The following is a 26684-nucleotide window of genomic DNA, read 5'->3' as shown; positions in this document are numbered from 1 at the left end:
CTCTGTTAGCTCTGTTAGCTTGTCATCAGGTATTTTATTTTTCTTTCAGAATGATGAAATAATCGAGTTACGCGGGTTTACAAAAACAACTGCCCCACTAAAAAAGATGATCTATTAGTGGTGAAACTTTATCTACAATGGCAGCAATCAAAAGGTCTTACCCAGGTACTTCAGTCAAGTCAATACTGTTAATTTACCTTTAAATTTAAGTAATAAACGTATAGTTTAAATGAGCATAAAACGGTCAGCGGCACATATGCTTATCGTTTTTATTAGGTCAGAGATGCAATCCATCTATGCCTATGTTAAATACCGAATCACGAAATGAATAACGCAACCGCCACTAATCCAATGTGTACGGATTAGAGTAAATACAACGCACTTATATTAGATAAATTAAGTACTTGCCCATAGTTATAATGGCCATACAGACTAAAGTAAGGCAACCCTCTTCATCACTGCAAACCGAACGTATTCTTGATGGACAACTGGATATTAAAGGAGCTCGTTGTCAATGAATAAGGATGCGACAGCACGCGTCTTATCCTTATTCATTAGCTAATGTGTTATTTACATATACCGATAGAACCTTTTACGCACACTCTTCCATCGCTCCATTTAGCATAATCAAGAATGGCTCCTTCTAAATCCACCTCACCTATATTACTCCCTGTAAAATAAACATCAGTAAGGTCACTTCCTGCTAAACTAACCATTAAAAAATCAGCGTTACGAAATGATGATGCAGTGAAACTACATGCTTCACATGGAAAATTATAAAATGATGATTGCTCAAAGTTTGAAGATATAAAAATCATATCTTCTAGTTCCATAATTTGAATATCGCTACTGGATAGATTGAATAACTAAAATCAATATAGTACTGAGAGGCTTGCTGATCCTGTTCAAATGGACTGCCACGTAAAATATCGGGACTTGCCTCCGAAAGATAGCGCAGTACGTTAATCATTTCCTCTTTCCGTTCCAGCTCTTGCAACCTAAAAAATAGGGCTCGACTACGAGCAATAGCCGCATAGTGAGATAATTCAGCTCCTTCTGAAGATAATATGTCTGTAATGCCATCAAAATAACTGTCTACCATTTGTGTAACTGCAATATCTTCCTGCCAAGACGATATTTCAGCTTCTATCCACACACTTAGCCCAAGTAAAGTAAATGGAACTAATACAATCTCTAGCATTCTATCCCAGTCTTTTTCCATCCAGACTTTCAACATAATCTACAAATCACCGACCAACTTATTTATACTTATAAATCAAAAATGACCCGTTAAAGTACGACGTAAAAAGGTTAGGAACACCATCAAAAGTAACATCTAATCAGAGGCGTTATTTCTGTAAAAATGCCATTGTTTTTCCCCATAAACTCGACAATCCCAGCAAGTATTCAGGCTGCTGCTCAATTATAGCGCTGGGCTCTGCAATACTGACAATGAGTTTATTTAATGCCGTAATATTGGCATTATCTCGCTGCTGCATTAACTGGTACTGATCGCTAGCCTCGACTTGAACAGGTAGATAACTGCGCCATGACTCTGCAGGCATTGAAACCGGTGATGGGAACCAATAAACCGGCCCCGCGGTTTCACAAAGTAACAAATTACCATGAACAAAGGTCGCGCTGACACGATGATTAAGTAATGTAGCACTTCCATCATCATGCTCTGACGCAAAGTTTTGGCATAAGATTGATACCGATAACTCAGGGCCCTTCAGTAATATAGTTTCAAATAATTGTCTTACTTGGCCTGCTGTTTGTGGTGCTGATTGGAGTTCAATATTAGCCAATGAGCCAATAGCCCTTCCCAACAAATCCAATCCAGAATATAACGTGCGTAAATTAACATTCAAGTCGAAATGTAGACAAGTACCTTGCTGCATAGCTATTGCCATCGCACTGTAAAATGCTTGCGGTGCAGTAAGATCAGCAAAATGAGCATTAACATGAAAACGGCAGCCTTTTTGCGCCGCTAAACTAAGCGCGTAACGCACAAACTCTTCGCCCACAGGGTGTTCACACAAAACATGAATGCCTTTATTAAGGCACTGCGCGGTCAAATTTTGCCCAGCCTCACCGGACACCGCGATACAAGCGATATCAATGCTGCCTGACGGGATCTGTTCTATTTGGGTAAAATGCGGTACCTGCATTTGCTGCGCATACTCAATTGAACGTTTGCTGCCCGTAGATAATATTCCCGCCAAAGTAAGGTTTTGCGGTTGTGTTGCCAACGCGCGAATATAGGTTGCGCCATAATTAGTACCACATACCAGTACATTCATTTGTTCATCCTTGATGTTATTTAGTTTTTAGGCTGCCGCTGACGTGTTACCTGCTGTTAGCATTAAGAGGTCACTTAGCGGCAACTGCAAATAATCAATCACTACGCAATAGGGTGAGGGTACATATTGACAACCTTACCCTTGAGTAACTGCTGCAAGCGTGGGTTATCAATCCGTTTAAATTGCTCCCCAAAATGAATTGGCTGCATATTTTTTCCCACCGCTCTGGCAACCCTAAATGGACTCAGTGCAACATCTGGAGAGGTCACATCGACAATGGCAACGTCAACATTGGCATTACATAACCTCTGATTTAGATCGGTCGCATCCTTCACAATGGGATATGGCCATTGATCAATATCAATCGAGTGTTCATCAGCTTGGCGCATGAAATCAAAAGCAGACTTGTTATTCATTTTAAAATAGTAGGCCGCGTGATCTTCTAGACTTTGTACTTCACCAACATGCTGTGGCACTTTGGCGCCCGTTCCCATCAGGTAACACAAGTAAGGCATGACATGCCCTTGCTCAAGTAGTGCTTTTTTCATCGCGACCGCAATGTCTCCATGACAAGCCAGTGCAACCGAAACTGCAGGTGTTCGTATCCCGTCACCAAACGCGAGACAAACCACCGTTGGCACATGAATACCGACGTCGAGCAAGTAGAGCTCTAAGCTCATTCCCATTGCCGTTAACTCATCCAACATCACCCGCATTTTTCCGTGATTAACAGCATCGAGTTTAAGTCGTTTACACGGATGCTGGGCATACCAAGTGAGCATCATGGCATCTCGTTCAATAAGCTCGTATGTTGCTCTAATTGCAGCATCGTCATTATCTTGCCCTGCCGCGAGCCCATTGGATGACACTTGGCTAAACTGCTCTTCATAAGGACAGCTAAAGTTAAAATAGCTAACTAATGACGGTACCCATACCGGTGTTTGAGTCCCTAAAAACATGCCTTTACTCCAGTGTATTTTTCGTTTTTTATTCCAACGAGAAAACGGAAACTGCGGTGTATGGTATTGTTTTTTTGAATATAGAACTAAGTCGTTTGGATCTAAATACTCTCCCGTCAGCTGACTAATTGAAGCGTAATGGCAATCTTCCAGACGGTATCTTGCAGCAGAGTATCGTTCAATAGCTTCGCCGATAGCGCTGATATGCGCAGACACACTGTCTAAACCTTTACCGGAACCAACATGCCCAGCGGCTCTGGGATCAAAGTGGCCAGACGTAAAGTTGGCCACATTGGCCGATGCCGTGATCGGAAAGTCAGGAAGCTGTGGAGAGTGTCCTGTGAGCTGACGGATAATGCCAGTCTTAGCATCTATCCAACCTTCAAAAAGATCGGTGACATCCTCAGCCGTACCAACACTATTTAGCGGATTGGCCTGTGAAATTTGATGTGCAGAAACAGCACTCATTGCCCCCACTTGCATGTTTGCAGCTTGCCGTTGACGCTCATTAATTGAATGGATATGAGCGGCCGCTGTATCGTGGTCATAGCCGCAGACCTTACACCAAGGTACAGGAATGATCTGATGCTGCTCTGCTTTATTGGTCACCAGATTCTGTACATTCACTTTTCCCACGAGATCGCTCTGAATGTAACCCACTAGCAGCTTCAACACTTCCATTGATAACTGGTGACCCGTCAACGCAGCCATCGAGGTTAACATGCTGCGAGCTCGGCTTGTTTGCTGATTTTTATAAGCTGTTTTTTCTAATTCGTGCGCCAAATCAGGTGCCACTTCAGTGCCTAATCGTCGTAAACGTAAACAGTTCCAGCATGCGTCAATTGCCGTTGTCTGCTGTGGTAAATTAACCGCCGGTCCCACCCAAGATTCCAATCCATCTAAACTGCCGTAGAGTGCAGGTAAACCCAAATGATGTAATGTTTTAGAGATTTGATAAAGCCAATGCTTGGCTTCTTTGCTGAGAGTCACCACCACCAGATCCCAAATGGGCTCACTCGCGATATGGATGCCGCAGTCGCCTTTTTCTAACGGTTGTAGCGTCACATTACACCAAGGCGCTTGTTGCTGTAGCAAGCCTTTTAATACCTCTCCCCGCAATAAGCCAAGGTTAGACTCACCGAACGGACGATGGCAAAGAATATCATCTGCCGAAATCAATTCATTATCAATAATATGAATATGCCCGACGCCAGAACAAGCCAGTTCATCAACCATTTTGACAGACCAAGGCTCGAGTCCAATAACCAGTAATCTTTTGTCCTTTAGTGCCACTTCCGAATGCTGACTGCTTGACCATGCATTGATAAATCGCTCGTGCATCGCCCAAGGCGGTTTAAAGTCGGTATTAGCTTCCACCTCCTCCACTAATCCATGTTGCTTTAGTAAAGCAATAATTGACAGCACACTGCTTTGGCTATAACTCGGAAGCTGGTCACAAACAGCCTGCTCGGTATTATCACCTCGCAGTAAAGGGACAATAACGGTTACAAACTCACTTACATCTTTGCCATGCAGTTGAAAGTCGCCAAGATCCGATTGTAATAACACACCATGAGCATTCGGTGTAATGGTGGCTGCTGGTGATAACAAAAGAGTGTTCATTTTATATTCCTTTAGTCCCAATAACCCTAGTGATTAACTAGCGTTATTAGGTCATTTGTTATTAATCCAAATTAACTAGTGGCACTCAATAAGCAGAATGTCACTGGCGAGCTGGCACACTGGTACCCTGGATCACATGGTCTACACGTGACGCATTGAGTCAGTGGATGACTGTAACAAGGTAAGCAAGTGACACATTGTGAGTTTGTGGCGGGTTGACACTGCACGCAATAAGAAACCGGGCTAGGCGAACAGGTCACACACTGCAGCGTGGGCTGACAAGTCAGGCATTGCAAACCAGTAGCACAAGGCGTTGGTTGACACTGTACGCAATAAGCAATCGGGCTCTGCGAACAGGGCACACACTGCAGCGTGGGCTGACAAGTCAGGCATTGCAAACCGGTAGCACAAGGTGTTGGTTGACACTGCACACAATAAGCAATAGGACTTGGTGAGCAGGTCACACATTGTACTGTGGGCTGACAAGGCACACAGTAATACACAGGTTCTGGTACACAGGGCGCACAATAAGCGACTGGACTCGGCGAGCAAGTCACACAATGCACAGTAGGAATACCTGGCAAACACTGTAATCCAGTCGCACATGGCGTTGGTTGGCACTGAACACAGTATGAAACTGGGCTTGGATAACACGTCACACATTGCACTGTCGGCTGACAAGGAGCGCAGTAGTAAATAGGTCCAGGAGCGCACGTTTCACACTTAATTGCTGGCTGAGCACACTGTACACAAAAACTGACTATGCCCGGATTACATAAGTTGATAGTGCAAGGCAAACAATTGTCACACTTACGAACCGCCTGACCACCATCGCATACCACGCATTCTGTCGTAGCACAGACTTGGCATTTATCCGCCGCTGTGATGTTGTGATAGTGAACTTCTAATTCTTTCACTTTGGACGTTAGCTCCGTCACCTGAAGCTGCAGATCCTTTATCGTTTTATCACTCATTTTTCATTCCTTGAAACTAAATTAATAGCTTAGATATTGCTAACAGATTGCCCCGAAATAAGCATTTTGAGACAGGTGAACGCCTCGAGTCGTGTTTCTATAGCTGTCACGACTCGAGAACGCTTTTTGACGCCAGAGCCAACAACGCCCAAGGAATCAAATGTGTTCTCGATCTTTAACAACAGAAAGTGGATTAAAAATCGGTCAAATAGGTTACTGAACTTTGGTCAAGGTGTTTGCCGTGATATGCGGAAACTTATAGGTCTTGTCACCGACGGGCAGATCTAATGTGATGTTTTGCGTATATTGCAGTTGTAGATGACCCGTTGATAAGTGCTCTATCCAATATGTGGTGGTAAATCGCGATACATCTGAGTGACTCTTCATAAATGGCGTATTGGCGATAGCGCCATGATTATCACTGTCAACTGTTAGCGCCGTCGTACTCGCAACGCTCACCCCTTTATCCGCTAATTTCAGTAGTGCACTATCAAGCACCGCATTGGGATTGATGCTTGGGTTGGTCGCAATATTTGGACCATAGGCGGCGCTAAATGCGTCTGGAGCAGCGATAGGCAAGCAGTTTGCAACGGGAATAGTTGGAGCACAGTAAGATCTAGTCACTCCGCCTAAGGCTAAAATTGAGTTTCCATGAGGAACCGAGACCTGCTTTACGATTTCAGTTAACGGACTTTGCGTTGGAATGGGATTTGGCGCTGGAGGTGTAGGAATGAAGGGCGCGGTATTGACTTCGTTTTGACCTTGCTGCGCCGACACTTGATGCAACCAAGAACCATTTTCAGCATGCACTAAGTCATCCGTCTGAGGCCCATCAGCAAAAAACACTCTTTGCTCATAGAACAAGGTGTATGAGTCTTGTTCGTACTGACCTCCTCGGTTTGCAACTTTGCCAGAGATTGCGCTGAAAGTAATAACTTCATAATAATTAAAGTTCTTTAAAATAAAGCCATTCGGTGCTGTGACTTGAGGGATAGGCATCACGTTAAAGCCACTAAATCGCTGGCTAACCCAGGTGCCAACGAGATCGGCTAACGGGCCTAACTTTTCAAGAACATCCGGCTTTTGATCGCCACCACCCGGCGCCAACAACGGAATATTATAATCAGGTACAAAAGGCGATGCTATCGGATGATTAACCGCGCACTGACGAGTTGAAGGTATAGCTTGGCTACATTTAGCGACTGGGCAACCTTGCGCTGAGCTAACTGATAATCCTTTATCAGCTACAGGACACTGCTTCTCTAAATCTGCCACAACTGACGATAGCTGTTGCACGCTCATGTCTAATTGTTCTAAATCTGGTTTTGCGTTCATTGTCATTGCTCCATGCTTTTACAATTAACCAAATCAAGGCTTCCATGCCCTGCCATAAAGGCATCAAACGACCTTTGAAATGGGAGTACTAAAAAACTAGCACAGCAATTCCAACGAAAAAATAGCACTTTATAAGGATAATTAGACTGCAACAACAATGATGAAAAAGGTTGAGTAAACGCGAGTCAAGTACATCTACAGCGGAATAAATGAGGACGCAAAAACACACTGCAACGCCCATCAAGTATGGGAAGTTAGCTAACCCTAAATGTAGGGTAAGATTAACGTAAGGTTTAGGTAAGGTTTACCGAAGAGAGGCAGTGACCGCACTCGCGATCACTCTAATACCAAAGCACTATAAAGCGCCTGAATGAGTCGTTAAAAACAGTCCCTCTAGCGGCCTGCTAATGCACTTGCTGGCGGTGTTTGGCTGGCTTTCCACGCGGGATAAAGCGTTGCGATAAGGCTCATCACAAAAGCGAGAGACACGACCGTAATCACATCGTTAACCACTAATTGTGACGGTAGAAAATCAATAAAGTACACATCTGCCGACAACAGTTGAATACCTAATACCGATTCTATCCCTTTGGCAATATCGCTGAGGTTGAGCGCAATTGTCACCCCTACAATAGATCCTATGATGCAGCCCAAAATGCCATTGAGTGCGCCCTGCACGATAAATATCAGCATCACCGAGGTCTTTTTCATGCCCATGGTTAACAAGATAGCGATTTCAGACTGCTTATCTCGCACCGCCATCACAAGTGTCGACACGATATTAAAACATGCCACAGCAATAACTAAAGCCAACACAAGATACATCACCATTCTAACCAATTGTATATCTTGATATAAATGTCCTTGAGTTCGAGTCCAGTCCGAAATATAAACATATTGCTTTTGGCTATAACCGAGGTCACGGATCAACATCGGCGCATCGAAAACATTTTTGACCTTAATACGCACACCGGAAACACCTTGTTCTAACTTTAACAACTTAGCCGCATAATCCATAGGCACATATGCGGTGGTTGTATCTAGCTCGCCCCCAAGTTCAAAAATACCAGAAACCACAAAGCGGTGACTTTTAGCGGCGGCTATTTTATTTTGAGACGAGTTATTATTGTTAGGCATATATAAGCTAATAGATTGACCAATCTCAATCCCGAGGTTATTCGCCAGCCCTTTACCAAGCACGATATTATTGTGCTTAGCTTCTTGTAAACTTTGCCAGCTCTGCTCAGACATGAAGTGACGAATATTTGATACTTTCGCTTCTTGCTCTATATCTATCCCCTGAACCGTTACCCCTTGAAAACCACCCGGCTTTTGCACCAGACCTTGCATCCGTACAAAAGGAGCCGCTGCAACAATTCCAGGGACTTTATCAGCATCCGCCACAACGGCCTGCCAATCATGTATTGGCTCATTCACACCGACTAACTCACCATGAGAAACGACCCCTAAAAGTCGCTCCTCTAACTCCTTCTCAAAGCCATTCATCGCCGATAATACGATAATCAGTACCGCGACTCCGAGTGCAATACCCGCAGTAGAGGCAAAAGAGATAAAGTTGATAAAACGGTTTGACTGACGGGCTAAATAAAAGCGCCACCCTATCCGCATCGCTAACAGGCTTTTCATCCAGTGAGCTCCTCAGCATTCACCAAGTAGCCATCTTTCATGTGTAACTGTCTATCCATTCTCGCAGCAAGTTGTTGATCATGAGTGACCACCACAAATGCTGTGCCTAATTGGGCGGCGAGTTCAGTGATCAATTCGTAGACGGCCTCACCACTATTAGCGTCAAGGTTACCGGTAGGTTCATCAGCAAGCACCAATTTGGGATCGTTAATCAAGGCTCTAGCGATAGCGACGCGCTGGCGTTCCCCGCCAGACAACTCCGCAGGAGTGTGTGCGAGACGATGGCCTAACCCCACTCGCTCAAGTAAAGCGGTCGCTTTACCTTCCACCTCTTTGCGTGTTTTACCCTGTATTAATGCTGGCATTGATACATTTTCCAATGCACTAAATTCAGGTAACAGATGATGGAACTGATAGATAAAACCAATATTATTATTGCGCACTTGAGCTTGGCGCTTGTTAGACAGTTGGTAGAGATCTTCATCGAGCATCGTCACATTGCCACTTGTCGGCCGATCTAAGGTACCCATAATATGCAGCAGTGTGCTTTTACCTGATCCAGAGCTGCCAACTATCGCAAGTTGTTCACCCTTGTAGACCTCTAAATCAACGCTATGCAACACTTGGGTTTCGACTGAACCATCGTTGTAACGCTTACTCACATTGCTCACTTTTAGCAATAATTCTGAATTCATTGTTAACTCACTATTCATGTCTAAGGGCACTCGCTGGCTGAACATTCGCGGCTCTTAGCGCCGGGTAAATGGTGGCTAATAGGGTAATGACAAGTGTGCCTATGACTATCGAGCTCAATTGATTAAAGTCGAGCTGTACTGGCAAATTCTGACCTGCGCCAAGAATAGAGATCCCTAACGCATTAGTGATCTCATTTAAATTAAGGGTTAATAACGCCCCCGTTGCCACCCCAGTAATCAAGCCTATGATGGCATTAAGCGAGCCTTGGATCATAAAGATCCCCATCACATTAGCCGTCGATAAGCCCTGGGTTTTTAACACGGCAACATCAGTAGTTTTATCCACAACCATCATCACTAACGCAGAGACGATATTAAACGCGGCGACCGCAATAATAAGGCTAAGCATTAATGACATCATGTTCTTTTCCATTTTAACGGCGCCAAACAGGTGACCATAAGTGTCATGCCAATCTGTGGTGGTCACTGTGTGGGAAAAATAATCCACCACGCTCGGGGCAATTTTTGCGGCATTGAAGGGATCATCAAGATAAACACGTAACTGTTTTACTTCACCGGCTTTTTGGCGCATTAAGCGCTGTGCATCGTCATGATGGATATAAGCGACGCTAGCATCAACTTGAGACCCCATTTCAAATACACCCGCCACGGTGAACTTTCGCTGGCTTGGCACCGGACCTAACGGCGTATAGACCACGCCATCTCCGCTCAGGACTCGTATTTTATTACCGACAACCACATCAAGTTTACGTGCCAGCTCAGCGCCCAATATAATTTGATACTTGCCAGAGAGCAGCGCGTCGAAGTTACCTGCATAGGTATTGCGCGTAAGGCTAAGCAGATTTTTTTCCTGTTCTGGGTATACACCGTAGATTTGCGCGGCGCCAATATTAGAGGCCGATTGCAGCATCGCTTGAGTCGACACACTCGGCGCGGCGCCCTGCACCCCTTTTAAGGCTGACAATTGAGTCACATCTTGCTGCCAATGTTCTAACGGTACGGGAGAATGAATCGTTAGTTGCGGCACGGCACCTAAAATGCGCTTTTTAAGCTGCCCTTCAAGACCATTCATCACGGAGCTAACAACAATAAGTGCAGCCACTCCAAGCAAAATGCCTGAAACAGAGAATATGGTAATAAACGATGCAAAAGCATTGGCTTTTCTTGCTCGCCAATAACGGTAGCCAATATAAAATGATAATGAAAAATTCATTAAAAAACCCAAATAAAGTCAACTCAATTCTGGCGCCAATACGATTGATAATAAAAAGATAATAACCTCTCTCATTTCAAACAATACTGCTCAGAGATACTCTAGAAATACAAAAGGAGAAGCAATTACGCCTCTAACCTTGCTAAATCATAAAGATGCGCATGATAATAGGGGTATTAGCCCCCTAAAGACAAGAGGCAAAACCATTGTTAAATGACTCTACCGCCTATTTTAGTATTAATCATGCTTTTGATGTCTATTTACAAGCTTGGGACAGCGGCCAACCTCTCCCGTCAGTGGAACAGCTGAGTTTTATGCTACCGCCGAGCCTACAACTTATCAGTGATATTAAAGTACTCGAGTCTGACTGCCTGTTGCAGTTGCGACACCTTGATGATGATGCCAAAACCGTTGTTGAATTCTTGAAATTACAATCTCGAAAAATTGATATGGTTTTACAACACGTTATCGGTAAAGAGGAGTATGAAGGCGACTACTATATCGGCAGTCATTTTGGGGGCAGCTCAATTAGATTAACCACCAATGAAGCGATAACAGTTGGTAGCCAGTTTAAAGTTAGCTTGAATATCAAAGAGGAGCTAGTCGCCCTGATCTGTTTCGCGACAGTGCAAAGCTGTTCATTGATAACCAATGAAGCAGAAGAAGCGCCGCAGGCCTTTAGCATTGAATTAGCTTTTAGTGTCATTCAAGACGCTGATGTGGAACAGCTGGTAAAAGCCAGCTTAAGCCTACAACAGAAACAACTAAAATTACGAAAGATAGCCCTGTAATCTAAAACCAGTTTTAACTGGCCAGAGCGACGGCAAGCCACTACAATACCAAGCAACTTTGCTGTTATTGGACTCGTTTCCTCGCCCTTAATGAATGCTTTTTCCGTATTGACTCCACCAGCAGTCAAGAGTGCTAAATTAGCACAAACGCTGTGTACTCTTGGTGGCGCTGCTCAAGCGCTTACGATCGCTAATATTGCTAAGCAACATCAGAACGTGACACTTGTTGTTACCGCAGATACGCCTAGTGCCATTGCGCTAGAATCTGAGCTAAATTATTTGCTCAGTGAAGCAGCAATTTCAATATGGCTATTTCCAGACAGGGAAACCCTCCCCTATGACAGCTTCTCTCCCCATCAAGATTTAGTCTCACAACGTCTTGAAGCGCTTTCGAGGATCCCTCAAGCGCAGCAAAGCGTAGTCATAGTGCCAATCACCACGTTAATGGTCAAGCTGCCCCCTAAATCCTTTTTGAGCGGTAATGTGCTTATTTTGGAGAAAGGCGATAACTACCAGCTGCATGATGTTAGAGAGCAATTAATCAATACTGGTTACCACAGTGTTGAGCAAGTATACGAGCACGGTGAGTTTGCGGTTCGTGGTTCGATTATCGATATTTTCCCTATGGGATCAAATCAGCCATTTCGTATTGAGCTATTTGATGACGAAGTCGAATCTATTCGACATTTCGATCCAGAAACCCAACGTTCTAGCCACGAGCTACCATCGATTCGACTGCTGCCCGCGAAAGAGTTTCCCACTGACAATGCTGCCATTGAAGGCTTTAGACAGCGTTATCGTCGCCGATTTGAGGTTCTCGTCAAAGAACCTGGCTCTATTTATCAAATGGTCAGTAAAAAGACCATGCCCGCAGGAATAGAAAATTACCTGCCGTTGTTTTTTGATGACACTGCGAGTCTGTTCGATTATTTGCCAGAAAAAACGCAATTAATCACTGTCGGTGATATTGAGACTGCCACCCAAGCTCATCTGCATGAAGTTGAAACTCGCTATGAAGATAGACGCGTGGATCCACTGCGGCCTTTATTAAGCCCGCAAGAGCTTTACCTTTTGACAGAACAGATCTTTAGCGCCTTTAAAGGATTGCCAAGATTTCAGTTAAAGACAGCGCCTTTTACCGGTACCGCAATTGAGGCAAAAGCATTAAAACTGCCTGACCTAGCTGCAAATCATAAACTGAAACAACCTCTTTTGCTCCTTGAAGAGTATGCCGCCTTAGGCGAGAGGATGTTATTCAGTGCCGAATCAGAAGGTCGCCGTGAAGCCCTTTTAGAGCTGCTCGGTAAGATAAAACTAAAGCCAACGCTATTTAGCCACTTTAACGAATTTGCTGCCAGTAAAACCAAATTAGGGCTGATTGTTTCACCCCTGTCTCAAGGTTGTGTGATTGAGAAAAAGACCGGTGGAAAATTCAGCTTAATTTGCGAAACGGAGCTGTTTGGTCAACGCATATCGCAGCGCCGCCGTCGAGACAAACAACGCCAGATCAGTAGTGATGCACTGGTTAAAAACCTTGCTGAGCTAAAAGTGGGCCAACCAATAGTCCATCTAGATCATGGTGTAGCGCGCTATCAAGGCCTAGAAACACTTGATACCGGTGGGCTTGTTGCCGAATATCTCGTGCTTGAGTATTCTGGCGGTGACAAACTTTATGTTCCCGTGTCCTCTTTACACCTCATCAGTCGCTACAGTGTTGGCCCCGATGAAGAGGCAAACCTCAATAAGTTAGGCAACGAAAGCTGGACTAAAGCGAAACGCAAAGCCATTGAGAAAATTCGTGACGTTGCGGCTGAATTATTAGATGTTTATGCCCGCAGGCAATCAAGGCCGGGTGAGGCTTGTCATATTGACCAAGAAGAGTACGCACAATTTGCCGGTAGCTTCCCGTTTGAAGAAACCGTCGATCAAGAAACTGCGATATCAGCAGTTATAGAAGATATGCGCACCCCCATGGCAATGGATAGATTAGTCTGTGGCGATGTGGGTTTCGGTAAAACAGAAGTGGCGATGCGCGCCGCATTTGTGGCCGTTAATGACGGTAAACAAGTGGCCATTCTGGTCCCAACGACTCTACTTGCACAGCAACATTTCGAAAATTTCCAAGACCGTTTTGCTGATTGGCCTTTTAAGATAGAGGTTATGTCACGTTTCAAAACAGCCAAAGAACAAACCCAGGTCATGAAAGACTTAACCAATGGCAAAGTGGATATTGTGATAGGTACTCACAAGCTGTTGCAATCAGAGGCTAAGTTCGAGAACTTAGGCTTACTGGTTATTGACGAAGAGCACCGTTTTGGCGTGCGACAAAAAGAGAAGATTAAGGCACTGCGTGCCAATGTCGATATCCTTACCCTTACCGCCACGCCGATCCCACGCACATTAAACATGGCGATGTCAGGCATGCGTGACTTGTCGATTATCGCCACCCCCCCCGCCAAGCGTTTAGCCGTAAAAACCTTTATCCGTGAATATGATGAAGCTACGATTAGAGAAGCGCTCCTTCGTGAGATTTTACGTGGTGGCCAAGTCTATTTCTTACATAATAGCGTGGAAACGATTGAAAAAAGGGCTGCAGAAATCAGTGAGCTGCTACCCGAAGCACGTGTTGTAACTGCACACGGACAGATGCGTGAACGCGAACTCGAGCGAGTGATGTCTGATTTTTATCATCAACGCTTTAATGTATTAGTCTGTACCACGATTATTGAAACCGGTATTGATGTTCCATCAGCAAACACCATCGTAATTGAACGGGCAGACAAGTTTGGTTTAGCGCAGCTGCATCAATTGCGAGGCCGTGTTGGTCGCTCGCATCACCAAGCATATGCCTATTTGATGACACCACATCCTAAAAGTATGACTAAAGATGCGCGTAAGCGATTAGAAGCCATTGGCGCACTCGAAGATCTTGGTGCTGGATTTATGTTGGCCACCCAGGATTTAGAGATCCGCGGCGCAGGCGAATTGCTCGGTGACGAGCAAAGTGGTCATATCTCTAAGATAGGTTTCACCCTTTATATGGAGATGCTTGAAGAGGCCGTTAAGATGCTCAAAGACGGTAAAGAACCGTCTCTCGATCAGATGCTACGTCAACAAAGTGAAATCGAGTTGCGGATCCCAGCCCTATTACCTGAAGATTATGTCAGCGATGTTAATATGCGTCTTTCGCTATACAAACGCATCGCTAACTGTAAAACAGAGAAAGCCGTCGATGAATTAAAAGTTGAGTTTATTGACCGTTTCGGTATGTTGCCCGAGCCCACTAAGAACCTAATGGCGCTAACACTCTATAAGCACCTTGCTACGCAACTGGGTCTTCGAAAGATCGAAATGCATGCAAAAGGTGGTAGCATAGAATTTGGCGACAATAATAAAGTGGATCCCACCTTTATTATTGGTTTATTACAGAACCAGCCGCAAATATATCGAATGGATGGCCCCAATAAGCTAAAATTCAGCATGCCATCAGAATCAGCCAAAGATAGGCTAGCACTCATAAAACTGTTACTTGAACAGTTGTCTCAACATCGCATTGGAGAATAATCGTGTTTAGACTATCAACAAATAAGTTAATAATCGCCCTCGCTGCTAGCGTTATTTCTAGTCTGTCGACAACAGCCTTTGCCCAAGAAGAGCGCTGGTTTGAAGTCGAGATCTACCTATATGAGCACAACGCGCCTACAACTGAGCAATGGCCAGATGAAGTCATTAACTCACGTCAACGTAAAACTGTCGATTTTATTACCCCGATGGTGAGTACTGATTTAACCGCAGTTAATATGGGGCTTAATGGCTGTACCTCTGCGGATTGGGCAACTGACAGCCTAAATTGTAATGAGCAGCTTAACTCAAATAACCAAGTTAAATCGGTAGCGGACATCCCGATGCTGATTGCAGCACCTAAACCCGCGACCGCTTATTTAGGCGATGGCGCTGTTTTATTGGCAGAAAGCCAAAGCCAATTTAAAGACATTATCGCGACATTAAAACGAGAGAAAGGCAATAAAAGCCTACTGCATATGACATGGCAGCAATCCATGCTTCCAAGAAACAAAGCCATTCCCGTTAAATTATATTCTGGAAATGATTACTCCAAGGATTATGAGCAAAATGGACAACCACTGCAGCTCAGTAATTTAAACGACGAATTGCCACAGTTTGATTTTATGAGCAGTGGTTTATTAGCTGATACCAAAAAACCAGTATGGAAGCTAGATGGAACTCTTAACATCTATCTTGAACATTATCTGTTCATAGAAACTGCGTTTAATTTACGTCAGGAGGGTGAGAAAACGGTTACCTTGGCTTATCACGACCCAGAAAGTTTTAGCAGTGATAACCTCACTGCGGAAACTGGATCTGTAACCACTCCCTTTTTGTATTCGATTCCTATGAATCAAAATAGGCGCGTTAGAAGCGACGAAGTGCATTACTTTGACCACCCGAAGATGGGAATGATCATTCAGATCCGAAAAATGGAACAACCTACCGCGCAAACTGAGATTGATATGACGAATCGTATCAGTAGCACCAGTGAAGCAAACCGCTTTTAAAGCGAATATATTCCCCAACGTGTTGGGTATCGCTCACTACAACTGCACAATAGAAAAGTCGAGGTAGATATCATCTGCCTCGTCATCTTCAACATAAACCCTATCGACTTTGGCTAGCGGTGCGCCGCTTTGACACCAATTAATCAACTTATCAACTGCAGGGTAGCTACCTTGTGCAAGCACTTGAACTGAGCCATCAGCAATATTACTCACATAACCGGTTAGACCCAGTGTCGTCGCTTGAAGCAATGTTTTTTGACGAAAAGAGACACCTTGAACCTTTCCAGTGATCTTAATAATGACGCGCTTCATAATTAACACCCACTCCGTAATATCAGTCTATGTAGAGAGAATAATGTTTGCTGCTAACCACTCATTCACCCAGCGCAAGGCTTAGGCTGCTTTTAACAACTTAGCCTATAGTTCACCATTGAGCAAAGTTGTGCAGACACATAAATCCACTAAATTCAAATGGCTTTAGTGGATTACAATCACCTATCGATAAAATAGCTTAACCAGCTTTAAAAGCCTTGATCCTATTTAACCGCGCAGCAAGCGAAGTAAACTTGTGGCTCTGTTCTTCATCCCATACGATATCGTAATAATCTTGTAATTGATTAGCAGTAGCATCGTTATCATTAACTTCATCATTTCGCGATAAAATACAAAGTGCTTTTTGACGGTTTAGCTCGCGGAAATCAGTGACACATTTATTGGCAATATCGGTGTACTCTTCGGGCCTGTCTATTCTGTTAACCATATTATGTTGTGGGGCGAGGTTAGGATTAATCAATACCGACTTAATCTTGTTTAAAAATCCTATCCTTTCCGCCCAAAAAGCCCCTAAACCCACACCTATGATTAGCGGTGATGTATCCTCTGAAGCAATAATATGTTTGCTAACTTCATTCAATAAATACTGCATATCATTTCTAGGATGCTGCGTACTGTAACTAACCAAACGCACATCTTCGTCAATAAATTGCAGTTGACGCATTTTATCGTGATTACCGGGGCTGGTTGCATCAAACCCATGTAAATACAGGATCATATAACGCTCCTCTGTCTATGCGAGTATATTAATAAGAGCTAACCTAACAAGCTAAGCGATAGAGTTCGTTGCGCTGCATCAATTTTTTAAAATTTTAGCAGCAATTGCCTTCGCTTTTTCCCAACGTTCATTATCTTGCAGTGCATTCGCCACAACCAACAAATTAGGTTTTAACTGGTTAGCAGTGATCTCTTGCTCTTGCTTAGGCCATTTAACACCATGGAGTACTTCGGTAGCGCCTAAACTGTCGTTACAGACCAATATCATGTTGCAACCTGCATCAATGGCAGCCTGCGCCCGCGCACAATAGCCTCCAGCAACAGCGGCTCCTTTCATCCCTAGGTCATCAGAGAAGATCACGCCGCTAAACCCAAGTTCTTTACGCAGCACATCTTGCAGCCAAAAAGTAGAGAAGCCAGCGGGGTTTGCATCAACATTAGGATAAATAACATGTGCAGGCATGATCCCTTGCAGTCGTTCCTTCGCTATCAGCTGTTTAAACGGCTGCATGTCATTAGCAAAAATAGCCTCTTTTGATCTTAAGTCAACTGGTTTAGCGATGTGCGAATCAGCCTCGACACTGCCATGCCCTGGAAAATGCTTACCCACACTTGCCATTCCAGCTTGCTCCATTCCAGTAATAAATGCATTTGCGAGTAATTCGACCTCAGCTTTATTATCACTAAAACTACGCTTGCCAATCACTTGGCTAACACCATTGAGATCAAGCACAGGGGCAAAGCTCAAATCGATATCGATTGCGAGTAGCTCTATTGCCATTAAAAATCCAAGCTCTGTCGCCCAAGCGCTTGCCAGTCTGAGATCGCCTTTAGCCGCAGGTAATATATCGCCCATTGCGGGTAATATGGTGAAATCGTCTCTAAAACGTTGTACCCGCCCCCCCTCTTGGTCGACCGCAATTAAAATATCAGCACGAACAGCCCTTATAGACTGAATGAGCAGTATCAATTGGTTGCGATCGGCATAGTTACGGCTAAACAAGATAAGGCCACCAATCATTGGGTGGGATAGTTGTTTTGCTTCATCATCACTTAAAAATGTTGACTCAACATCTAACATCAAATAACTCATATGACCTCTAAAAATTCATTAAGGGTAGTACCCATGCAAAAAAAGGAGCAAAAAAACGCAAAAAAGGTTCAAGAATAACAACCCATATCATTGTTAAATAATGCTTTATTCGCGTAAAGCTAAACGTGACATTACAAATTACACATGCCACACCAAAATTAGTTTTTCTAATGCTTTATAACTAAATTAAAAAAAACTAATGCTATATAAAAAGAAAAAGTATGGGATACTTTTTACACCAATTAATTCAAGCAACTAAGATTAACATTAAGCATAAGTTTTTTACGCTGATTAATCGACATATACAACCATATGTTCAATTAACCACACGGTAATGATCTTAGTGATATTGGGTATAACTAGAACAATAAAGGTTTAGCATGATTAGTGTATTCGACATGTTCAAGATAGGCATTGGCCCATCAAGTTCACATACTGTAGGCCCGATGAAAGCGGGTAACATATTTATTAAAGATCTCACCAAACAAGGTCTTTTTGAAACGATTGATGAGTTACGTTCAGAGCTGTTCGGTTCATTAGGTCAAACAGGTAAAGGCCATGGCACCGGTAAAGCCGTTATACTCGGCTTGATGGGAGAAGCACCTGATACCGTTGATACCGATAAGATTGACGCTATTTTAGAAAATGTTAGCAATAATGAAAAGCTATTGTTGAGTGATGGCCGTGAAGTGAAATTTTCTCGTGCAAACGGTGTCACCTACCATCGACGCAAAAGCCTACCCGCTCATGCTAATGCCATGACCCTTTATGCTTATACTGACGGGAAATGCATCTATGAGCGTACCTACTACTCTGTTGGTGGTGGCTTTATTTTGGATGAAGATGAAATCAAAGCCCAAGATGCCTCTCCAGCTACCCCCATCAAATCTGCTCCTTATGATTTTGAGTCAGCTCAACAACTTCTTGAACTCTGTACCGAAAACGGCTTTAGTATTTCATCATTAATGATGGCTAATGAGCTCAGTATCAATGACTCTGACGCCATACAGAAACAGCTTTGGGAAATTTGGCAAACCATGAAGTCCTGTGTTGAACGTGGTTACCAAAAAGAGGGTATCTTGCCCGGTGGATTAAAGCTAAGACGCCGTGCGCCATCGCTTTATCGTCGCTTAAAAGCGGAAGGTAAAAGCGTGGTAGATCCTTTTACTGCCATGGACTGGGTAGACTTATTTGCGCTTTCAGTCAATGAGCAAAATGCGGCTGGCGATCGCGTTGTCACCGCTCCCACAAACGGCGCAGCAGGCATCATTCCAGCCGTCCTTAGCTATTACGATATGTTCGTGCAAGAAGTGGATATGGACGTTTGTTGTCGTTACCTGCTTACTGCAGCTGCTATTGGTATTCTTTACAAAAAGAACGCATCAATCTCAGGTGCTGAAGTCGGCTGCCAAGGCGAAGTCGGTGTGGCTTGTTCAATGGCCGCAGCTGCGTTAACCGAGATCATGGGCGGTACTATAGAACATGTTGAAAATGCCGCTGAAATCGGCATGGAGCATAACTTGGGCTTAACGTGCGATCCTGTCGGTGGTTTAGTACAAGTTCCCTGCATTGAACGTAACGCAATGGGCGCAGTTAAAGCCATTAACGCTTCGCGCATGGCAATGCGCGGAGATGGTAACCACAAAGTGTCTCTAGACAAAGTCATCAAGACGATGATGGATACCGGTAAAGATATGCGTAGCAAGTATAAAGAAACCGCTAAAGGTGGCTTGGCTGTTAATATCGTAGAGTGTTAATTCACACTCTTTCCATAAAAAACCTCGCTATTGCGAGGTTTTTTTATGGGCTATTGAACGCTGTTGACTCAATGACGGTTCGTCATTGAGCTTAACTACCTGACTGGCAGTTGCATATCTTCAAACATCGCTTCAATCTGCTGTGCATCCCGCAAACCGACGGCTTTTTCGACAACCGTACGAGTTAAATGAGGTGCAAAATGCTCAATAAAGTCGTACATGTAAGTTCTTAAAAAATTACCCTTTCTGAAGCCAATCTTAGTGGTACTGTGAGCAAACAGGTGGCTTGCATCAATAGCGACTAAATCTTTATCCATATGCTCGTCTATTGCCATTGAAGCAATCACACCAACACCTAAACCTAATCTAACATACGTTTTAAGCACATCGGCACTGGTTGCACTAAAGACAACACGAGGCTCAAGACCTGCGCGGTTAAATGACTTTTCAATCTCTGAGGCGCGATCAAAACCAAATACATAAGTGACTAATGGGAAACGACCGAGATCTTCAATGCTGATATGGCTTCTAGAGGCTAACGGGTGATCACGGGTTACCACTATTGAGCGGTTCCAGTGATAACACGGCAACATAATAAGATCGCTATAAAGGTGCATCGCTTCAGTGGCAATGGCAAAATCTGCATCACCACGGGCAGCCAATTCACTGATCTGTGATGGTGTGCCTTGATGCATATGCAGGTTAACCTTAGGGTAGCGATCAATAAATCCTTGAATAATATGCGGTAAAGCATAACGGGCTTGAGTATCTGTGGTGGCAATATTCAATTCACCTTGATCAGGCTTAGTGTATTCCTCTGCCACTTTCTTAATGCTTTCTACTTTACCCAGAATGTCATTAGCGATGCTAATCACCTGCAGACCAGCAGGCGTAACATGGGTTAAATGCTTACCACTACGGCCAAAAATTTGAATACCCAGTTCATCTTCAAGCATACGCACTTGCTTACTAATACCAGGTTGAGAAGTATAGAGGTTTTCCGCGGTCGCAGAAACATTGAGGTTATGGTTAACCACCTCTGCAATATATCTAAGTTGCTGCAACTTCATCTTTAGTCCTTCTCTTTGGTAGGCTTACAGATCCATGAATAGATAAGCAATGACGCATTTAGTATAATTATTCGTTATAGTATAACCGAATAATTATACTTAAATGGAATATAGCACAATAGTCAACTCCTGCGAACTGATAATAGCCAAACCATGATGAAGTGACTATCCTAGAATGTTGATTTATAGTAGCATTAAAAGCACTGTAAAATATTTGGACCCTCTATGATTATCGTTTCAGTCTTTGTCTTGATCGGTGTTTTACTGCTACTTATTATCGGCATTAGCATCATTCAACAACAAAAAGCACGTGTGGAAGCTGAGAGACGCACAGAGCTTGCTCGACAGAGGGCGATCATTGATGAAACAGAAGATGTGCTTTCTAACACTGGGCTTATTCCTTGTTCCAGTAATATAATACTCGTGCTATATAAAAGAATAGAAGAAGCACTCAATATTGCCGCCTCATTATCCCCTGCGCAAAAAAATGATTATGAACGCCGACTATACGATTTGCGCAGCCAGATAGAAGTACTCAACAATGCTCCTAAGTCTACTCCTGCCATTGAGCTGTTTAGGCTACCTGATAATGATAGACAAGTGCTCACGTTAGTTCAGACGCTTAAGAAAATGAAAGCAATACTCAGATCTGAGCATAATAAGGGACGAGTAGAGCCCGCTATCTTTAGCCAAGAAGAGCAGACCATAGACAACCTTCAACTTAGAATTAACGTTGACTCAATGCTTGCAAGAGGAAGAGCAGCTTGCTTTATGAAGCAGTACGGATCCGCCAAGCAGATGGTCACCAAAGCTTTGTCGACCTTGCATACCATTAAAGCACAAACGCCCAATGATCCTTTCATTGCAAAAAAAGTCGATGAAGCTAAAACAATGTTAGACGAGATTATGGGGGCACAGAAATTAGCCCAGCCACAAGTTGCCAAACCTAAAGCAGATGAAGATGACATTGACGTGCTGTTCCAGCCAAAACGGAAGTGGTAGTCATTGATACAATATGCGAAAAATGGTCATTGGTCTAATCAGAAGCTAGACAATTGACCAAATATACTCAAACAACTTGAGTATAAAAAAGACATTAAAAAGCCCCGATATATTCGGGGCTTTTTATTAAGCTTGCAAACCTAGTACATTACTCTGCTTCAGGTTCTGCTTTAGGTTTTGCTTTAGCCTTTGGCTTCGCTTTGGCTTTAGGCTTAGCTTTGGCTTTAGGTTTTGCCTTTGCCTTAGCTTCAGCAACCCACTTACCGTCAATAAACTTGGCATTCCACCCCGTCGCTTTACCATCAACATCAGTCGCAACGTATTGCTCTTTTGTCTTTCGGCTAAAGCGCACAGACGCTAAATTACCATCATCATCAGCAACCGGTGCATCAGCAAGGAAAGCGTACTTAGGCCATAACAGCTCTCGGTACTTCACCAGCTCTTCCACTAATGGGCCACGCGTTTCACGCGACTTAGGGAAAGTGCTGGCAGCAAGGAAGATCCCTGCGGCGCCATCTCGTAATACAAAATATGCATCAGACTTAATACATTTAAGGTCTGGCAGGTGAATTGGGTCTTCTTTTGGTGGCGCTGCTTCACCGCTTTTTAGCAATTTACGCGTATTCTTACATTCAGAATTAGTGCAACCAAAATATTTACCAAAACGACCATTTTTAAGTTCCATATCGCTTTGACAACGATCGCACTCAATAAGTGGCCCTTCATAGCCTTTAATCTTAAACTGTCCCTCTTCGATTTCAAAACCTTCACACGTTGGGTTATTACCACAAATGTGCAATTTACGTTTTTCATCAATGAGGTAGCTATCCATTGCAGTGCCGCATATACCACAGCGATGTTTCGCTCGTAATGCTTCAGTTTCCGCATCTTCACCGCTTTCACTTACCGCTTCTTCGCCAGGCGTTAAGTTTAAGGTCGTCTTACAACGCTCTTTAGGTGGCAACGCATAACCTGAACACCCTAGGAATACACCCGTTGTACCGGTGCGAATACCCATTGGACGCTCACAGGTAGGACACTTAATATCTGTCAGTACCATTTCATTAGGACGCATACCGCCCTCTTCAGGTGGTAATTCAGCGTGCTCTAACTGCTTGGTAAAGTCTTTATAAAAACCATCGAGTACTTTCTTCCAATCCAGCTTGCCTTGAGCAACATCATCTAACGTCTGCTCCATGCTTGCGGTGAAATCATAACTCATTAAATCTTGGAAGCTGCCGACAAGTCTGTCACTGACAATTTCACCCATTTTCTCAGCATAGAAACGACGGTTATCAACCTTAACGTAGCCTCTATCTTGAATGGTCGAAATAATCGTTGCGTAAGTAGACGGACGACCAATACCCCTTTTTTCCAGCTCTTTAACTAATGAAGCTTCACTATAACGTGCCGCTGGCTTAGTAAAGTGCTGCTTAGGCAAGAGCTCTTTGAGCTCAACTTTATCGCCTTTAGCGACGACAGGCAGTGTATTGTCTTCTTCGTTCTTTTTCTTAACGGCAATTTGAACTCGCGTCCAACCGTCAAAACGTAATGTACGTCCAGTGGCTTTTAGCTCGTAGTCACCCGCTTTTACCGTAAGACGACTAGCGTCATACTTTGCAGGCGTCATCTGACATGACACGAATTGACGCCAGATCAGCTCATACAAACGCTGAGCATCACGCTCCATATCACTTAAAGATGCAGCTGTTACTTTCACATTCGACGGACGAATCGCTTCGTGAGCTTCTTGTGCGCCCTCTTTGCTACCATAACGAATTGGAGCTTCAGGCAAATACTTATCACCAAAATCTTTACCAATCATTTCGCGCACATTATCTAGTGCTTCTTGGCTTAAGTTGGTTGAATCGGTACGCATATAAGTAATATGGCCCGCTTCGTATAAGCGCTGCGCCATCATCATGGTCTTTTTAACACCATAACCTAAACGCGTACTTGCAGCTTGCTGCAGCGTTGAGGTGATATAAGGTGCTGACGGCTTGCTTTGCGTTGCACGATCTTCACGTGCTGCGACAACAAAACTAGACTGCGACAATGCACTTACTGCGGTGTCAGCTTCAGCTTGAGTCACCGGGTTAAAAGCTTTGTCCTGGTACTTAACTACCTGCATTTTTAGCATGTCATCGGCTAAAGTATTTAACTCAGCATGAACATCCCAAAACTCTTCAGGCACAAACGCTTTAATTTCGCTCTCACGCTCAACAACCAACCGAACGGCGACTGACTGAACTCGACCCGCAGATAAACCACGCGCCACTTTTTTCCAAAGCAACGGTGAAGCCATAAAACCAACGACACGGTCCAAGAATCGACGCGCTTGCTGCGCATTGACCATATTGGTGTCCAGCACCGACGGCTGACTAAATGCGTCTTGAATCGCTGATTTAGTGATTTCATTGAACACAACGCGTTGATAGCGTGACTCGTCTCCACCAATCACTTGTTGGAGATGCCATGCAATAGCCTCCCCCTCTCTATCCAAATCGGTTGCGAGATAGATGTGGTCAGCAGATTCAGCGAGTGCTTGTAACTCTTTTACGACTTTCTCTTTGCCTGGAAGCGTTTGATATATCGCTTTCCAACCGTTGTCGGGGTCTACTCCCATGCGTGCGACTAAAGCTTGTTTAGCTTTTAAACTCTTATATTCAGCCTTCTCCTCTGGAGACATCTTCTTGACTTCAGCTGGTGTTTTACTGATCACCTTAGCGTCTTGACTCGACGATGTAGGAAGATCACGGATGTGACCTACACTCGACTTAACGATGAAATCTTTGCCTAGATATTTATTAATAGTCTTGGCTTTGGCCGGTGATTCGACGATTACTAACGATTTACCCATAGATTACTTTGCGCCAACAAGTTTCAAAACTCTGAAAATTTTCCCCATATATAGAGGGTTGTGTAAAAACTTTCAAGCTAATCCCTCTTTTATTTGAACTGGAGTACCATTTTCAAGCGTTTTTGAAATAAATGTGAAAAAAATTAGTGCTTATTTAAAAACTAATATTTCATTATTAGTCATCAAGTAAGTATTAGTTGTGAATTTTGATGCAAATTCACCATTTTTATAAATTATACCCAGCTTGTTTAGGCTTTGAGCTTAAGTATACTGAGCTCAATAATTACAACTCAGGAATAGAAATAGCACCTGAGCTACCCTAAAGGATAAAGAATGAAGCATTTTGAAGCCAATTTCGACGGACTTGTTGGCCCAACACATAATTACGCGGGTTTATCATTCGGCAACGTTGCCTCTTTAAACAACGCCGCCGCGACATCTAGCCCTAAAGATGCTGCCAAACAAGGGATCAAAAAAGCCAAAGCACTTGCAGACTTAGGTTTAGTACAAGGTATGCTTGCCCCTCAAGAGCGCCCAGACCTTCACACACTGCGTAGAATCGGTTTTACCGGCTCAGATGCTGCAGTATTAAATAAAGCTGCCAAAGAAGCTCCTGCGTTGTTACGCGCATGCTGCAGTGCCTCAAGCATGTGGACTGCAAACGCCGCAACGGTATCACCGAGCGCCGATACTCACGACGGTAAATTGCATTTCACTCCAGCAAACTTAGTCGATAAACTTCATCGCAGCATTGAACCTGTGACTACAGGTAATATTCTTCAAGCTACATTTAACGATAGCCGTTATTTCAAGCACCACCAACATTTACCTGAACACGCAAGTTTTGGTGATGAAGGTGCAGCCAACCATACTCGTCTTTGCAGTGAATATGGTCATGCCGGTATTGAACTATTCGTTTACGGTCAAGAAGCGACGAATCCTTCTGCGCCGAAACCACAAAAGTTTCCAGCACGTCAAACATTAGAAGCGTCCCAAGCCATTGCTCGTCTGCATCAATTAGATGATGACGGCACGGTATACATGCAACAAAATCCAGATGTCATTGATCAAGGTGTGTTTCATAACGACGTCATTGCAGTCGGTAATCAAAACGTTCTTTTTTATCATGAGCAAGCATTTTTAAATACACAAGCTAAATTTGAAGAGATAAAACAAAAGTTTGGTGAATCACCATTACATTTTGTCGAAGTACCAACGGCAAAAGTCGCGATCCAAGATGCGGTAAGAACCTACCTGTTCAATACTCAAGTGGTCACATTACCGTCTGGTGAAATGGCAATCATTGCGCCGACTAACTGCCAGGAAAACCCCGCTGTACATGCCTACTTAAGCGAGTTGGTCACGTTAGGAACACCGATAAAACAGGTCCATTACTTTGATGTGAAGCAGAGCATGCAAAATGGCGGCGGGCCAGCATGTCTGCGACTACGCGTGGCGATGAATCAAAATGAAGTGGCCGCTGTTAACCAAAATACCCTGATGAACGATGCGTTGTTTACGCGACTAAACTTATGGGTTGATAATAATTACCGTGACCGCTTATCAGTGGCTGATTTAGCTGACCCGCAGTTACTGATGGAATCTCGTACAGCACTTGATGAACTCACACAGATCATGAAGCTAGGCAGTGTGTATCAGTTCCAAAGATAATAATTATCTCAATTATTAATTATGCAAAAAAATGCCGCTATTTAGC

The 26684-nt window shown here is 43.7% G+C and carries 19 protein-coding genes; 6 read left to right on the top strand and 13 right to left on the bottom strand.

Annotated elements, in window-relative coordinates; translation table 11 throughout:
• Window positions 1–566: 566 nt before the first annotated feature.
• The 8 genes from CXF83_RS10100 to CXF83_RS10065 form a co-directional block, all read right to left on the bottom strand.
• On the bottom strand, window positions 567–833 hold the full coding sequence (locus tag CXF83_RS10100) for a pentapeptide repeat-containing protein (RefSeq protein ID WP_101089641.1): 267 nt from the start codon (window positions 831–833) through the stop codon (window positions 567–569).
• Window positions 824–1222 (bottom strand): hypothetical protein, encoded by a 399-nt coding sequence (locus CXF83_RS10095; RefSeq protein ID WP_157822880.1) that lies wholly within the window; start codon window positions 1220–1222, stop codon window positions 824–826. Before CXF83_RS10095 ends, CXF83_RS10100 begins: the two co-directional genes overlap by 10 nt.
• Before the next feature lie 127 nt (window positions 1223–1349).
• Window positions 1350–2303 carry a Gfo/Idh/MocA family oxidoreductase gene (locus CXF83_RS10090; protein ID WP_101089639.1) on the bottom strand — a complete coding sequence of 318 codons (954 nt, stop codon included), beginning with the start codon at window positions 2301–2303 and terminating at the stop codon, window positions 1350–1352.
• A 101-nt stretch (window positions 2304–2404) separates the two neighbouring features.
• On the bottom strand, window positions 2405–4885 hold the full coding sequence (locus CXF83_RS10085) for a TOMM precursor leader peptide-binding protein (protein WP_101089638.1): 2481 nt from the start codon (window positions 4883–4885) through the stop codon (window positions 2405–2407).
• A gap of 1187 nt (window positions 4886–6072) precedes the next feature.
• On the bottom strand, window positions 6073–7194 hold the full coding sequence (locus tag CXF83_RS10080; protein ID WP_101089637.1) for a heme-binding protein: 1122 nt from the start codon (window positions 7192–7194) through the stop codon (window positions 6073–6075).
• A gap of 393 nt (window positions 7195–7587) precedes the next feature.
• A complete protein-coding gene (lolE, locus tag CXF83_RS10075) occupies window positions 7588–8841 on the bottom strand; it encodes a lipoprotein-releasing ABC transporter permease subunit LolE (protein ID WP_101089636.1) in 1254 nt (417 codons plus the stop codon).
• Window positions 8838–9536: a lipoprotein-releasing ABC transporter ATP-binding protein LolD gene (gene lolD, locus CXF83_RS10070; protein ID WP_232775088.1), complete on the bottom strand. Its 699-nt coding sequence runs from the start codon at window positions 9534–9536 to the stop codon at window positions 8838–8840. Before lolD ends, lolE begins: the two co-directional genes overlap by 4 nt.
• 10 nt (window positions 9537–9546) lie before the next feature.
• A complete protein-coding gene (locus CXF83_RS10065) occupies window positions 9547–10770 on the bottom strand; it encodes a lipoprotein-releasing ABC transporter permease subunit (RefSeq protein WP_101089634.1) in 1224 nt (407 codons plus the stop codon).
• Window positions 10771–10976: 206 nt separating this feature from the next.
• On the opposite strand from CXF83_RS10065, the gene CXF83_RS10060 reads away from it, so the two are divergent.
• The 3 genes from CXF83_RS10060 to CXF83_RS10050 all read left to right on the top strand — a co-directional run bounded on the left by CXF83_RS10060 (window position 10977) and on the right by CXF83_RS10050 (window position 16135).
• Window positions 10977–11561 (top strand): hypothetical protein, encoded by a 585-nt coding sequence (locus CXF83_RS10060; protein WP_101089633.1) that lies wholly within the window; start codon window positions 10977–10979, stop codon window positions 11559–11561.
• 90 nt (window positions 11562–11651) lie between these two features.
• On the top strand, window positions 11652–15125 hold the full coding sequence (gene mfd, locus CXF83_RS10055) for a transcription-repair coupling factor (protein ID WP_101089632.1): 3474 nt from the start codon (window positions 11652–11654) through the stop codon (window positions 15123–15125).
• Window positions 15126–15127: 2 nt separating this feature from the next.
• Entirely contained in the window at window positions 15128–16135 is a 1008-nt protein-coding gene (locus tag CXF83_RS10050; protein ID WP_101089631.1) for a peptidoglycan binding protein CsiV, read from the top strand.
• Between the two features lie 36 nt (window positions 16136–16171).
• Here the strand turns inward: CXF83_RS10050 and CXF83_RS10045 are convergent, their stop codons facing one another.
• The 3 genes from CXF83_RS10045 to nagZ form a co-directional block, all read right to left on the bottom strand.
• Complete coding sequence (locus CXF83_RS10045; protein WP_101089630.1) at window positions 16172–16447, bottom strand: acylphosphatase; 276 nt, start codon at window positions 16445–16447, stop codon at window positions 16172–16174.
• 199 nt (window positions 16448–16646) lie between these two features.
• Entirely contained in the window at window positions 16647–17186 is a 540-nt protein-coding gene (gene ycfP / locus CXF83_RS10040) for an alpha/beta hydrolase YcfP (RefSeq protein WP_101089629.1), read from the bottom strand.
• A 78-nt stretch (window positions 17187–17264) separates the two neighbouring features.
• On the bottom strand, window positions 17265–18278 hold the full coding sequence (gene nagZ / locus CXF83_RS10035) for a beta-N-acetylhexosaminidase (protein ID WP_101089628.1): 1014 nt from the start codon (window positions 18276–18278) through the stop codon (window positions 17265–17267).
• 380 nt (window positions 18279–18658) lie between these two features.
• Here nagZ and CXF83_RS10030 point away from each other — a divergent pair, with 380 nt between their 5' ends.
• A complete protein-coding gene (locus tag CXF83_RS10030) occupies window positions 18659–20035 on the top strand; it encodes an L-serine ammonia-lyase (protein WP_101089627.1) in 1377 nt (458 codons plus the stop codon).
• Window positions 20036–20130: 95 nt separating this feature from the next.
• Here CXF83_RS10030 and cysB read toward each other — a convergent pair whose 3' ends face one another.
• Window positions 20131–21105, bottom strand: a complete 975-nt coding sequence (gene cysB / locus CXF83_RS10025; RefSeq protein ID WP_101089626.1) for an HTH-type transcriptional regulator CysB — start codon at window positions 21103–21105, stop codon at window positions 20131–20133.
• A 225-nt stretch (window positions 21106–21330) separates the two neighbouring features.
• Between cysB and CXF83_RS10020 the strand changes: the two genes are divergently transcribed.
• Entirely contained in the window at window positions 21331–22107 is a 777-nt protein-coding gene (locus CXF83_RS10020; protein WP_101089625.1) for a hypothetical protein, read from the top strand.
• 148 nt (window positions 22108–22255) lie between these two features.
• Here CXF83_RS10020 and topA read toward each other — a convergent pair whose 3' ends face one another.
• Entirely contained in the window at window positions 22256–24967 is a 2712-nt protein-coding gene (gene topA / locus CXF83_RS10015) for a type I DNA topoisomerase (protein ID WP_101089624.1), read from the bottom strand.
• Between the two features lie 333 nt (window positions 24968–25300).
• Between topA and astB the strand changes: the two genes are divergently transcribed.
• Window positions 25301–26638 (top strand): N-succinylarginine dihydrolase, encoded by a 1338-nt coding sequence (astB, locus tag CXF83_RS10010; RefSeq protein WP_101089623.1) that lies wholly within the window; start codon window positions 25301–25303, stop codon window positions 26636–26638.
• Window positions 26639–26684 lie beyond the last annotated feature (46 nt).

The organism is Shewanella sp. Choline-02u-19 (assembly GCF_002836205.1).
Lineage (GTDB): Bacteria > Pseudomonadota > Gammaproteobacteria > Enterobacterales > Shewanellaceae > Shewanella.
This window is presented reverse-complemented; position numbering and strand designations above follow the sequence as displayed.

Bases quoted from the DNA above. Each gene is read 5' to 3' on its own strand.
- CXF83_RS10095 (WP_157822880.1), bottom strand. From the start codon at position 1,222: ATGGAAAAAGACTGGGATAGAATGCTAGAGATTGTATTAGTTCCATTT.
- astB (WP_101089623.1), top strand. From the start codon at position 25,301: ATGAAGCATTTTGAAGCCAATTTCGACGGACTTGTTGGCCCAACACAT.
- CXF83_RS10090 (WP_101089639.1), bottom strand. From the start codon at position 2,303: ATGAATGTACTGGTATGTGGTACTAATTATGGCGCAACCTATATTCGC.
- lolE (WP_101089636.1), bottom strand. From the start codon at position 8,841: ATGAAAAGCCTGTTAGCGATGCGGATAGGGTGGCGCTTTTATTTAGCC.
- CXF83_RS10030 (WP_101089627.1), top strand. From the start codon at position 18,659: ATGATTAGTGTATTCGACATGTTCAAGATAGGCATTGGCCCATCAAGT.
- CXF83_RS10065 (WP_101089634.1), bottom strand. From the start codon at position 10,770: ATGAATTTTTCATTATCATTTTATATTGGCTACCGTTATTGGCGAGCA.
- CXF83_RS10045 (WP_101089630.1), bottom strand. From the start codon at position 16,447: ATGAAGCGCGTCATTATTAAGATCACTGGAAAGGTTCAAGGTGTCTCT.
- mfd (WP_101089632.1), top strand. From the start codon at position 11,652: ATGAATGCTTTTTCCGTATTGACTCCACCAGCAGTCAAGAGTGCTAAA.
- CXF83_RS10020 (WP_101089625.1), top strand. From the start codon at position 21,331: ATGATTATCGTTTCAGTCTTTGTCTTGATCGGTGTTTTACTGCTACTT.
- ycfP (WP_101089629.1), bottom strand. From the start codon at position 17,186: ATGATCCTGTATTTACATGGGTTTGATGCAACCAGCCCCGGTAATCAC.
- lolD (WP_232775088.1), bottom strand. From the start codon at position 9,536: ATGAATTCAGAATTATTGCTAAAAGTGAGCAATGTGAGTAAGCGTTAC.
- CXF83_RS10085 (WP_101089638.1), bottom strand. From the start codon at position 4,885: ATGAACACTCTTTTGTTATCACCAGCAGCCACCATTACACCGAATGCT.
- CXF83_RS10080 (WP_101089637.1), bottom strand. From the start codon at position 7,194: ATGAACGCAAAACCAGATTTAGAACAATTAGACATGAGCGTGCAACAG.
- nagZ (WP_101089628.1), bottom strand. From the start codon at position 18,278: ATGAGTTATTTGATGTTAGATGTTGAGTCAACATTTTTAAGTGATGAT.
- topA (WP_101089624.1), bottom strand. From the start codon at position 24,967: ATGGGTAAATCGTTAGTAATCGTCGAATCACCGGCCAAAGCCAAGACT.
- cysB (WP_101089626.1), bottom strand. From the start codon at position 21,105: ATGAAGTTGCAGCAACTTAGATATATTGCAGAGGTGGTTAACCATAAC.
- CXF83_RS10100 (WP_101089641.1), bottom strand. From the start codon at position 833: ATGGAACTAGAAGATATGATTTTTATATCTTCAAACTTTGAGCAATCA.